The 12,332-nt window shown below is 36.4% G+C and carries 8 protein-coding genes; 4 read left to right on the plus strand and 4 right to left on the minus strand.

Translation table 11 applies throughout. From position 1 onward, the window contains the following. Window positions 1-78 precede the first annotated feature (78 nt). On the minus strand, window positions 79-4,257 hold the full coding sequence (locus tag DI487_RS10625) for a GEVED domain-containing protein (RefSeq protein ID WP_109569623.1): 4,179 nt from the start codon (window positions 4,255-4,257) through the stop codon (window positions 79-81). A 323-nt stretch (window positions 4,258-4,580) separates the two neighbouring features. Between DI487_RS10625 and DI487_RS10630 the strand changes: the two genes are divergently transcribed. From DI487_RS10630 to hemL, 4 genes are all read left to right on the plus strand, one after another. Beyond that, window positions 4,581-6,419 (plus strand): T9SS type A sorting domain-containing protein, encoded by a 1,839-nt coding sequence (locus DI487_RS10630; protein ID WP_109569624.1) that lies wholly within the window; start codon window positions 4,581-4,583, stop codon window positions 6,417-6,419. 69 nt (window positions 6,420-6,488) lie between these two features. Continuing rightward, a complete protein-coding gene (locus DI487_RS10635; protein WP_109569625.1) occupies window positions 6,489-7,385 on the plus strand; it encodes a 1-aminocyclopropane-1-carboxylate deaminase/D-cysteine desulfhydrase in 897 nt (298 codons plus the stop codon). Further along, a complete protein-coding gene (locus DI487_RS10640; RefSeq protein ID WP_109569626.1) occupies window positions 7,375-8,379 on the plus strand; it encodes a glucosaminidase domain-containing protein in 1,005 nt (334 codons plus the stop codon). Before DI487_RS10635 ends, DI487_RS10640 begins: the two co-directional genes overlap by 11 nt. Window positions 8,380-8,383: 4 nt before the next feature. Further along, complete coding sequence (gene hemL, locus DI487_RS10645) at window positions 8,384-9,661, plus strand: glutamate-1-semialdehyde 2,1-aminomutase (RefSeq protein ID WP_109569627.1); 1,278 nt, start codon at window positions 8,384-8,386, stop codon at window positions 9,659-9,661. 30 nt (window positions 9,662-9,691) lie between these two features. Here hemL and DI487_RS10650 read toward each other — a convergent pair whose 3' ends face one another. The 3 genes from DI487_RS10650 to DI487_RS10660 form a co-directional block, all read right to left on the minus strand. After that, window positions 9,692-9,919 (minus strand): hypothetical protein, encoded by a 228-nt coding sequence (locus tag DI487_RS10650; protein WP_109569628.1) that lies wholly within the window; start codon window positions 9,917-9,919, stop codon window positions 9,692-9,694. 31 nt (window positions 9,920-9,950) lie between these two features. Continuing rightward, the gene (locus DI487_RS10655; protein ID WP_109569629.1) at window positions 9,951-11,336 is read right to left on the minus strand and encodes an MATE family efflux transporter; all 1,386 of its coding nucleotides are present in this window, start codon (window positions 11,334-11,336) and stop codon (window positions 9,951-9,953) included. A gap of 87 nt (window positions 11,337-11,423) precedes the next feature. Then, window positions 11,424-12,305: a PPK2 family polyphosphate kinase gene (locus DI487_RS10660; RefSeq protein WP_109569630.1), complete on the minus strand. Its 882-nt coding sequence runs from the start codon at window positions 12,303-12,305 to the stop codon at window positions 11,424-11,426. Between the last annotated feature and the right edge of the window lie 27 nt (window positions 12,306-12,332).

Consider the following 12,332-nt stretch of genomic DNA (forward strand, 5'->3'; position numbering starts at 1 on the left):
AAATGTTGTGAAATGAGTTAATTGTTAATAAAAAAACCGGGATATCCCGGTTTTTTTATTATTAAAGTTATTTTATTGTTAAAAGATTATTTTTTTAGATTTTTTATTTCCGTCTTCAGTCTCTATTGTGACAATTAAAGGGTTGTTACTTTTTGTTAGACTATTGATAGTGATGCTCTGTTTGTTAGAAAATTCATTCTTTCTAAATAAGAGTCTTCCTAAAACGTCATGGATAGTAATAGATTTGATATTCTGACTTGATTCAATTATAATGTTTTCGTTTGAATAAACATTCAAATAATTATTGTTTGAGAAAGAATTTGTATCTAATGCTTGATCAGTATAACGTAAAATAAACCTATTGTTAAAAGTACCGGTAGAACTAGTGAAGTTGTACGGACTATATCTCAAGTCGTGGATGATGTCTAAATTCAAGTCTTCCAAATAGATTTCCTGTGCTGTATCTTCAAAAAGTCCTTCAACTGCGCCAATAGCGATTGTGTAGTTTCCGCTTTGAGGAATTTTAACTCCAAGAGGAACTGTATCATTATTGTTGAAAGGTGCGAACTTACCTTGGATAGTCATAGTTTCATCACCAATTAAGGAATAGAAATTTAAAGCTAACTTTTTATTTGCAATAGCGTCAAACAATCGATCTCTACTATTTGTTGCATTATTGATATAACCAACTAAAGTTCTGATGTTTTCTCCGTTTGGTTCTATCAGATCTAACCAAATTTTACCTTCGGTAGCTGAATTAATACTGTTTTTATTATTGTTAGAATTTCTAAAAAATTGGCTATTATCATAAGCAGGAGCTCTCATTGAATTTGTAAAAATAACATTTTCACTTGGAGTAGTTCCTGAATGATTCATCAAGATAAAGAAACCTTGTCCGGCAGCAATATAACCTCCGAAAACGCCGGGACCTGAGGATGTTCCTGTACTATTATAAGTAATATAGTCACCGGTCGAGTAATTATATGTGTAGTCTTGATAATATGGATCAATAGTAGCTGAACTAGGCAATGTTCCGTGAGTCCAAAGTTTGATGAAACCATCAATATTCGGATTGGCAGTTAAGAAGCTAATAGCGTCAATTGAAGAAGGATATGGGTTTCCTACTAGATTCCAGTTATCATCTTCTTTTGTAGCTAAGGTGGTAGAGTTACCTGTGTTATAATCTGCTCCGTCATAACTTCCTCTGGCAATAGGCATAGTTAGGTCTCCGTTGTTTGGGGTTCCGTTGAAATTAGCTGTAAATGTTTGTAATGTTGAATTGTAATTATCTGGTCCTCTTACAATATATCCTTTACCGATAGCCATGCTTTCTGAAGTAGAGGTCCAGTTACCATATTCGTTAAGATTTGAAGCTATAGTAGGAATCCATTTGAAACGGTTTCCGGTTGTACTAGGTGAAACAGAACCTACGGAAAAACTATTTACAGGAGAGGCCCAGTATACATAATCTAATTTTCTTATATTAACATCTCTCAGCATGTGTATGTTTCCTGTGTTGGCTACATTATTTGTCTGAATTAAGCTAGCAGAACTGTTTAAAAGTATATCACCGGTAGCATTAACATTTACCCAGTCTGTAATAGTTATGGAATTGTTAGAGTTAACAGTTAATAATGCATCATTTTGAACGGTTAGATTAAGACCTAAGCCATTGTATCCTGATCCGGAAATTATAGGATCGTTAACTGTATTAGGTATAACGACACAATCTAATGCTGTAGGCTTTCCTACTGGGGACCAGTTATTGTCGTTATCCCAGTTGGTGTCAACTGATCCGTTCCATATTTTGGCACCGTTTACAGTAACTGTTGCCTCATCCGTTTCTGTGATAGTTGAACCGTCACATAAAGTATAAGTGATAGCTGCAGTGTAGGTTGTTGTAGCTGTAGGGCAAACATTAATAACATCTGTTGTTCCGACAACAGGTCCGGTTGTTCCTGAACCTTCATACCAAGTAACACTTGTGATTGAATTACCGGAAGGGACAAAACGCCAAGCTTCATTAGTAGTAGTCCAGTTTGCATCTAAACCATTTCTATTTGGGGCTACAGCTCCGTTTGTGCCGGTAGCGTCTTGAATACCTACTACTGCATTACCATTGTTCCAAGATGCACAAGTATTCTTTTCTTGTATATATACTTCTATTACATTAGTATTTTCATAAAGAACAATCATTCCGGTATAAAGCATTGAGTTACAAACGGAATAGAACATAGGGATGTCTTTCCATGAAGCAACTAAAGCGCGGCAACCTGTGTTTAAAGTTATTAATTCCCAACCAACACTTCCTCCTATACTAGGATCTATATCGTGAAATACTCCGAAAATTGAGTTTTCAACTAAAGCTGGATCTCCACTTATAGGTATATTATTATTGAATTGCCAGTTACATGTGCTACCAGGGGTGTTATTAGCTAAGTCAAAAGTAATTAATCCATTTGATCCGACTAAACATTGATTATAACTATTGCCATAAAAACAAAAGTCAAAAGGTAAATTTATAATAGGAGACCAAACATCATCATCGTTTACACTGATAGGGTTTTGTAAACATCCAAATTGGTAAGGGGGGCTAAAAGGGATTGATTCGACTGTGTAGGTTGATGTGTCTCCTAAATTAAGATAAGTTGCCTCTAAATCAACACATGTGGAAGCATCAGTACAATAAAACGGAGCAGGGTCGGCACCGTTTAGACTTAAACCTCCTGATATTACAGACGGACAACCAAGTGTAGTATTTCCTATTCCTGTTCCGGTTGTACAGTCTGGTGTTGTGAAAGTTGTTAATATCCAGATACCGGTTCCGTCAGTACCTCCGCAGTCTGATCTTACCCAAACATAATAGGTTGTATCTGCTATTAGTCCTGTTAAGTTAACTGAAGTTACTCCGAAAGCAGCAGATCCTGTAGGGGTAGTACTATTGTCAGGAGGGGTATTTGTGATAGAAACATAATAATCGTAGCCATTAGCAGGTGCCGGACTTGGTTCAGTCCAGGAAATATCAGCAGAGTTTTGTGTGATATTACTAACGGTTAGGGATTGAGGAGTTCCGGAACAAGTAGGAGGGGTTAATACATTTACAGTATATTCTTCTATTTGTCCGTATCCGAAACCATTATAACAAGGATCTGTCGGATCCCCGTTGAAATGGTAGAATACTCTCATTCTGGTTAATCCGGGAGTAGCTGTAGCTGGTACAGTAATTGTGTTGTTTAACGTGGTTTGTGTATCCGCTGTAGAGTTGATGTGTCCGATATAATAGGTTTCATTGGCATCAGCAAAATCACCATCCTGATTCCAATCTACAAACGCTCTTACGTCAAATTGATTTGAACCGTAAGTTCTACACCTTACACTAATAGGGTCTGTTGTTCCGGGATATACAGTTGCCATATCACAATAGGAGTAGTATGTAGCTTCTCCTCCTACAGCAGTATTTCCTGTAGTGTTATCAATACCTGCATAAGTAACATTAACCATGGAGATACTCGATGAGTAACCCGGGGTACAGTAAGTTTGGAAAGAGTCAGTAAAAGTGAGGCGTATTTCTCCTCTTGCACCATCACCACCTGAGTGATTTGTGTTGTCAGTAACAAGTGCGCCGCCGCCGCCGCCGCCTGATGCATTACCATTGTTACCATTACCTTCATTTGTTCTTTGGTTTCCACCGGCACCTCCGCCATTTCCACCATCACCACCGGCACCTCCTACAGTTGTAGTACCATTAGCACCATCAGTTCCTGCAATCAATGTCGTTCCGATTGAACTTGCAGTAGAACCAGTACCGCCTGGTACTGTTGTATTATTTGGAGCGGCACCACCAGCGCCTCCTTGTGCATAGAGTGTACTTGTGTTTAAGAACCATGAAGCCTGACCGCTTGCTCCGGCTGTTTGAGCTCCGTTACCTCCGTTACCTACAAAAAGATTGTAAGTTGTTCCCGGAGTAACAGTAATTGTGGATGATGCATAGGTTCCTCCGGCACCACCACCACCACCTTTTCTATTGTTAGCGCCTGTTCCTCCTCCGGCTCCACCGCCACCCCATGCTTCAACAGTAACCGAAGTAACGCCACAAGGAGCAGTCCAAGTTTGAGACCCGGTAGAGGTAAATGAAACAGTTGTTTGTGCTAGTGAAAATTGAAAAGAAAGCAATAAAAATAAGAAAGGAAAAAGAAACTTCTTAGTGCTTTCTGAACCATAAAGAAGGTTCTTTAAGCAGGTGTACTTTTGTTCCATATCATTTTTTTTTGGGGGTTGATAAATATGACCAAATATATTTTTTTGTTAAGAAAAAACAAATTTTTTGAAATTTAAATGATTTTTTTTTGGAAAGTTATTTTATCTTTTTTTTAAAAGTATGTAAAGATCGGGTATTGAGTATGTTTATTTAGCTAAATGATTAATTTGTAAAGTAGAGTATCGATAGTTATTACATTTTGTTTTATATTTAAAAGTAAGGTTTTAAAACAAAAAACATATTAATTGTTATAAAAAGAAAAAAATATTGTTTTTGAGGTTAGCTTTTTTTAAATTTGATAGCAACACAAATCTAACCGTTTATGAAACAATCACTACTTTTAATCAGCTTAATTTTTGGGATTAATATAAGTGTCAAATCTCAAATGTATGTAAGTCCGGGTACTTCAGTTTTAGTGAATGATCAATTTTTATATGTTAAAGCAGATATTAGGTTAGATGATACCAGTAGGATGTATCTGAGAAATCAATCACAACTTTTACAAGCAACAACTTCAATAGGTTTGAATACAGGGACAGGGTTGTTGTCAGTCTTCCAAGAAGGGACGTCAGATAATTTTCAATATAATTATTGGTGTTCACCGGTAGGTTTTCCTGGCGGAACCTTGAATAATATGTTTGGGATTACTCAATTATATCGCCCGACCGGATTAACAACCAGTACACAAGTAGGTATTGCACCATACAGTCAGTTTGATGGTGTGGCTGATCCTTTGACCGTAGCAAGTAGATGGATCTATAAATTTTCGGCTTCAAACTCTTATTCACAATGGGTATATGTTGGAGCTTCTCATGCTGTTAATCCGGGATTAGGATTTACGATGAAAGGAGTTTCGGGGACGGATAACTTGATTGCGGATCCTGCTGAAGGTGTTGAGAATAATCCGGGTAATGCACAACGTTATGATTTTAGAGGAAAACCTTATGACGGAAATATATCAAATGCTGTTGCAACAGATAATTTAACTTTGATAGGTAATCCGTATTCCAGTGCAATAGATTTAAACTCTTTTTTAATGGATCCGCTGAATGCAGCATACATCAACGGACAAGCGTATTTTTGGGAGCAAAGTTCAACTACGCATTTTGTGTCTGAATATGACGGTGGATATGGTATTTATAATCCGGGCACAGGAATTTATACACCGGCTGATTTTTGGAATTATGATGGAGAAGGAAGTCAAGAAACAGATTTAGGCGGAACAGGAGTGGTTTATCAAAGAAGATTTTCTCCCATAGGACAAGGTTTTATGGTAAAAGGTGTAGCAAACGGAAACGTTGTTATGCGTAACAGATACAGAGTATATGTAAAAGAAGGAGCTGTTAACCTGTCTGAATTTCAAAGAGGTGGTGCTGTTTCTCAAAGAGAAGGAGTTGAAAGTGAGTATTTTGAAAGAATTCCTAATATAGCAGGAATAGATTATACTAAGATTAAGAAAACAACATCACCATACATTAGGGTTAATACGATCTATAATGATCAGGCAACACATCCTTCAACAATAGCATTTGATGATCATGCAACTAATGGCTTTGATTATGGTTACGATGGACAATCTGCTTCAGAGAATGCGTCTAAAGGTTTTTATTATATAGTTGAAGATTCACCGTTCGAATATGTTGCTACAGCAATTAAGTTTGATATAGATGTTAAAATACCAGTGGGATTTAGATGTGATGAAGAGACAAATTTTAAAGTACAGGTAGAAGGTGTTTATTCCGGATTTGATGAAAATCAAGGAGTTTATCTGCATGATAAACAAACCAATATTTATTATGATATTAAAAATAACTCATTTAGTATAACGTTGCCGGAAGGTGATAATAAAACCCGTTTTGAAATCACTTTCAGAAATTATGATAAAGAGCTACTTAACCAGACTACTTTATTAGAAGATGCTTTTGAGGTTTATCAGGATAACCAAAACGCTGTGCTTACTATTTTAAATACTTTGGGTAAAGACGTTTTGAATGTAGAAATGTATGATGTGACCGGAAAAGTAGTTATAAATAAAGAAAATCTCGGAAAAGGAAATGAAATTAAATTCCCAACAACAAATTTAACCGATGGTGTATATATTGTAAGGGTAAAAACAAGAGATTTATCTTTGGATAAAAAAGTTTTAGTCAGTAGAAAATAATTTTTAGTTATAGATTTTTAGCATCCCGATTCTTTTATAAGAGTCGGGATTTTTTTGTTACTTTGCTTTATGAATCAGGTTGTAGATATAGTATTTCCAAAAGGAATTTCACTTGTAATTAAAAGAGAAGATCTGTTACATCCTTTAATATCCGGAAATAAGTTTCGGAAATTGAAATATAATATTGAAGAAGCAAAAAAGCAGGGGCAAGAGGTGTTAGTAAGCTTTGGTGGTGCGTTTTCCAATCATATCTTAGCATTGGCGGCAGCCGGTAATGAATATGGCTTTAAAACTATAGGAGTGATCAGAGGAAATGAACTCGAAAGTGCTGTTGAACAAAACCCGACACTTTTTCAAGCCCGAAAATTAGGAATGAAATTCCTCTTTGTTACAAGAGAAGAATACAGGACAAAGACAAATGCCGAATTCCTGAAAAAATTACAAAACAGATTCGGAGATTTTTATGTAGTGCCGGAAGGAGGAACCAATGAATTAGCGGTGAAGGGTTGTGAAGAAATATTGAATGAAGGAGATTCGCAATTCGATTATGTTTGTACCGCTGTGGGAACAGGCGGAACTATTTCCGGGATTATCAATAGTTCTTTTTCGAATCAGAAAATATTAGGATTTTCTGCCTTAAAAGGAGATTTTTTGTCTGATGATATTCGTAAATTTGCACGAAAGAACAATTGGGAACTTATTCAGGATTATAATTTTGGAGGTTATGCTAAGGTGAATGAGGAACTGATCTCTTTTTTAAATGAGTTGTATCAAAAAACGGCAATTCCATTAGATCCTGTATACACCGGAAAAATGGTTTACGGAATAATAGATTTAATTGAAAAAGGATATTTTCCGGAAAATGCTAAAATTTTAGCTATCCACACAGGGGGCTTACAAGGAATAAGAGGAATAAATTTAGTTCAACAAAAGAAAAACAGACAAACACTAGTATATGATTTTTAAGAGGATCGGATTACTTTCACTAATGTTTTTAATTTTTGCATGTGGAAGTACAAACAAAGTAAGAGTAACAACAACCAAAGCGGAACAACAAGAAAAAGACAAGCAATTGGCAGCAAGCCAATCGTCTTCTGATGCGTCAACAAAAACGGAGACAAAAGCTAGTGAAACTTTAGAAGCAACTTCAAAAGTGAGTACTACATCAGCTACTGTGAGCGATTATATCTTACAGTTTAAAGATGTAGCCAAAAATAATATGAAAACATACGGAATTCCGGCGAGTATTACATTAGCACAGGGTATTTTGGAATCCGGAGCAGGAAAAGGACGCCTTTGTTTAGAGGCTAACAATCACTTCGGAATCAAATGTCATACCGGATGGACAGGACCAAGCGTAACACATGATGACGATGCTGCACAAGAGTGTTTCAGGAAATATAACGATCCGGCAGAGTCATACAAAGATCATTCATTGTTCTTAACATCCAGAAGTCGCTATGCAAGCCTGTTTAAGTTAGATGAATTAGATTATGAAGGTTGGGCCAAAGGGTTAAAAGCGGCTGGCTATGCGACCGATCCTAAGTATCCTTCAAAATTGATAGGTTTAATTGAACGTTACCAGTTGTATCTGTATGATCAGGAAGTAGCTTCTCCTTCAGGAGAAGTTTTTAGTGCGTCAACACCTGTTGTTGATGAGGAACCAAGTACAAAAGAAGAAACATCAACAACAGTACAAGTGGAAATTCCGGTTAGCAGTGAGCAAGCCCAACAAGAAGTGGCGGAAGTGATTGAAACCGTTGAAACAGCTGTTGAAGTGTCAAAAACAGAAGTTGAAGAGGTTGCAGATAAGATTTCGGAAGGAGAATATATTGTTCAAAAAGGAGATACCTTATATTCACTTTCAAGACGATTCAATACTACAGTAGAAGATCTAAAAGAAAAAAATAACTTATCGGATAACAGTATTGCGATAGGACAAATTCTAAAAGTAAAATAAATAGATGGAATATAAGAGAAGTAGCGCACTTTTTGTAGAAGCGCAAAAAGTAATTCCGGGCGGAGTTAATTCTCCGGTAAGAGCTTTTAAAGGAGTAGGAGGAACACCTATCTTTATAAAAGAAGCAAAAGGGGCTTATTTATCAGATGAAGACGGCAATCAGTTTATAGACTATATCAATTCCTGGGGTCCCATGATTTTAGGTCATGCTTATGAACCGGTAGTAAATGCAGTTATTGAAAAGACTAAAAAAGGAACTTCTTTCGGAACTCCTACTGCTTTGGAAACAGAAATAGCGCAGTTGGCGGTTAGTATGGTGCCTAATATCGATATGATCCGTTTTGTGAATTCCGGTACTGAGGCATGTATGAGTGCTATCCGTTTAGCCAGAGGTTATACAAAACGCGATAAGATTGTTAAATTTTCAGGATGTTACCACGGACATTCAGATTCGTTCTTAATCGCTGCAGGAAGTGGCTTAAGTACATTCGGAGTACCTAATAGCCCCGGAGTTACACAAGGAACGGCAAAAGATACTTTGTTAGCGCAATATAACGATGCAGATAATGTTCGGGACTTATTTGAAGCCAATAAAGATGAAATTGCAGCTGTTATTATTGAACCGGTTGCCGGTAATATGGGATGTATTCCGCCTAAAGATGGATTTTTAGAGGCTTTAAGACAAATTTGTACAGAGAATAAGGCTTTGCTTATTTTTGATGAAGTAATGACAGGATTTCGTTTAGCGAAAGGAGGAGCGCAAGAGGTTTTCGGAATAAAAGCTGATATTGTTTGTTTCGGAAAAGTAATAGGAGGCGGACTACCTGTCGGAGCGTTTGCTGCACGGGAAGAAATAATGTCACATTTAGCACCTCTTGGTCCTGTATATCAGGCAGGAACATTATCCGGTAACCCTTTAGCAATGGCTGCCGGTTATGAAATGTTAAAAGCTTTAAATAACGACCTGGAAATTTATACTCGCTTAGAGGAAAAAACGGCTTATTTAGAAAAAGGAATTAAAGAAGTTTTAAAAGGAAAAGTTCCTTTTACAATAAACCGATTAGGTTCTATGATTTCGGTTTTCTTTGCTGAAAATCCGGTTTACGATTTTGAAACTGCAAAAGCAGCAGATAACCCTTATTTTAAAACATTCTTCCATAGTTTGTTGAACCATGGAGTTTATATTGCGCCTTCGTCTTATGAAACATGGTTTTTAACGGATGCGTTGACGTATGAAGATTTAGATAAAACGATTGAAGCGATAGCTAAAGTTGAGTTTTAATATAAAAAGTCCCGCTTAAGCGGGACTTTTTTATTCTTCGTAACGTTCCATCTCGCGGTCGTAGAACTTTCCGGCTTCTTCTATTAACGTTTCCATTTCCTGTTCCAGTTCTGCTTCGTTTTCTTCTGAAATATCTTCAATAAACTCAACTTCATCATCTTTTAGATTGATAACGAATCTCGGATAGTCTAAATGAATCACAAAAATATCATCAGGAAAGTCAGTATTATCGGCCAGTACAAATTTTGGTAAGTCCATATGTCTTTAATATTTAATTTTTCAGTTAAAATTATTCTTCTTCAAGGCTTTTTAAAACCATGTGTTTGGTTTCGCTGTTAAATCTCATAAATAAGATAACAGCGGCTACTGTTAATCCGGCGGAAAGTCCGATCCAGATTCCGGTTGCTCCTAAGGTAGTAAATAATCCTAAATAAATCGAAATAGGAAAACCGACGAGCCAATAGGCTATAAAAGTAATGTACATGGGTACTTTTACATCTTGTAAGCCACGTAAAGCACCAAGAACTACAACTTGTAAACCGTCAGATATCTGGAATATAGCAGCAATTAATAGCAGTTTAGAGGCCACAGAGACAACTTCTAAATTTTTTTCCAGATTTTCTACATCCTTCAGATCCAGAAATAATTTAGGTAGGTGTTCGTGCAGTAATAAGAATGTTAATGCAAATATGATTTCCAGAAAAACAGTTAGTAAGAATATAGAAAAAGCTACTAATCGCAATTTTGCATAATCTTCCAAACCTTTTTGATTACCAACTCTGATCATGGCAGCTACACTAAGTCCTGAAGCAAACATAAAGGTGAATGAAGCTAAGCTAAGTGCGATCTGATTTGCGGCCTGACTATTAGTTCCAAGACTTCCGGAAAGCCAGATGGCTCCTGTAAATAAAGCTACTTCAAAGAACATCTGCATGGCAGAAGGAGATCCTAATTTGATGATTTTCAGATTGACCTCTTTTTTGATCTCTTTTATAGAAAAACCTTCAAAATAAGGTTGGAATCTATGCCTTGATTTTAAAGCATAATGCATGAATGCCAACATTACAATACGTGAAGCGATTGTTCCTACAGCAGCTCCCACGATGCCTAATTTAGGAAAAAACCAAATACCGTAAATCAGTAAGTAGTTGAGTGAGATATTAGTTATATTGGCTAAAATAGTAGCCCACATAGAATATTTGGTTTGACTCATTCCGTCAGCAAACTGCTTATAGGCCTGAAACATGATTAACGGAATAAGTGAAAAAGCAACAATGTCCAGATAAGGTTTGGCTAATTCAACAACATGATCCGGTTGTTTCATGTATACAATTAACGGTTTTGAAAAATAGATGATTGTAAATAAAACAACACCTAAAATGGTACAAAGGTACAATCCGTGGTGAAAAGCTTCTCTTCCCTTTTTTACGTCTGATTTCCCGTCAGCTTCAGCAACTAAAGGAGTTATCGCTGTTGAGAAACCTATTCCTAAAGACATAGCTATAAATATAAAACTATTTCCCAGCGAAACAGCAGCCAGTTCTGAAGGTCCTAGCTTCCCTACCATGATATTGTCTACAATCCCAACAACTGTATGTCCTAACATTCCAAGAATGATAGGGTATGCCAATCGGAGATTGTACGAGAATTCTTTGGTATAGTTTGCTAACGTCATAGTTTTTGAAAAATGTCCGCAAATATACAGAATTAATGCCCGACAAAAATTGAAATCGTAGTAGGTTTAGGAAATATTAACTTTTATTTATTCTTCCGTTGCTAATTTATCATGATAAAATTTAATGTTGTCTTTTACTTCTTGTTCCAGTTCCGGTTCTTTGATATCAGTATATTTTTGAAGCTCTTCCAAGATCGTTTTTGCTACTAAATAGCGGGAAGTTTCTTTATTGTCAGCCGGAATGATGTACCATGGTGCATGTTTTTTAGAGGTTGCATTAATGGCTTCTTCATAGTAGGTCTGGTACTCTTGCCAAAGCTCCCTTTCTTTTAGATCAGCAGGAGAGAATTTCCAGTTGTGATCTTCTTTTTCCAGACGGCGAAGCAAACGTTGACGCTGTTCTTCTTTGCCTAGATGTAAATAAAATTTCAGTACAATAACGCCGTTGGACGAAATATGCTTTTCAAAATGATTGATGCTTTCAAAGCGATCGTTCCAGAATTCAGGTGTAATGTCTTCAACGGAATTAATTCCCGGAATTCGCTCGTTCATGATATATTCCGGATGTACTCGGGTAACCAGAACATTCTCGTAATGAGTTCGGTTAAAAACAGAGAATTTACCTTTTTCCGGCAAAGCTAAATAATGACGCCATAAATAATCATGTTCTAATTCGTTGCCATTAGGAGTTTTAAAGCTGTATACAACAACTCCACGAGCATTAAATTCTTTAAAAACTTCACGAATTAAGCTGTCTTTTCCGGCAGTATCCATTCCTTGCAAGCAAATGAGTACACCGTATTTATTATGAGCATACATTTTGTCTTGTAGTTTGCTGAGCTTTTCCCGTATTTTTTGGAGTTCTTTTTCTTTCTTCTTTTCCGAAGTTTCAATATCGATAAAAGTAGGAATGTTATTGAGTTGAATAGGAGTTGAGACTTTTAAAGTTTCTATGGAGATGTTTTTCATAACGGTGTGTTTTTTTGAAAAAAACAG

The organism is Flavobacterium sediminis (assembly GCF_003148385.1).
Taxonomy (GTDB): Bacteria; Bacteroidota; Bacteroidia; order Flavobacteriales; family Flavobacteriaceae; genus Flavobacterium; species Flavobacterium sediminis.

Coding starts and splice junctions, on each gene's coding strand:
- DI487_RS10625 (WP_109569623.1), bottom strand. CDS start 4,257: ATGGAACAAAAGTACACCTGCTTAAAGAACCTTCTTTATGGTTCAGAA.
- DI487_RS10630 (WP_109569624.1), top strand. CDS start 4,581: ATGAAACAATCACTACTTTTAATCAGCTTAATTTTTGGGATTAATATA.
- DI487_RS10635 (WP_109569625.1), top strand. CDS start 6,489: ATGAATCAGGTTGTAGATATAGTATTTCCAAAAGGAATTTCACTTGTA.
- DI487_RS10640 (WP_109569626.1), top strand. CDS start 7,375: ATGATTTTTAAGAGGATCGGATTACTTTCACTAATGTTTTTAATTTTT.
- hemL (WP_109569627.1), top strand. CDS start 8,384: ATGGAATATAAGAGAAGTAGCGCACTTTTTGTAGAAGCGCAAAAAGTA.
- DI487_RS10650 (WP_109569628.1), bottom strand. CDS start 9,919: ATGGACTTACCAAAATTTGTACTGGCCGATAATACTGACTTTCCTGAT.
- DI487_RS10655 (WP_109569629.1), bottom strand. CDS start 11,336: ATGACGTTAGCAAACTATACCAAAGAATTCTCGTACAATCTCCGATTG.
- DI487_RS10660 (WP_109569630.1), bottom strand. CDS start 12,305: ATGAAAAACATCTCCATAGAAACTTTAAAAGTCTCAACTCCTATTCAA.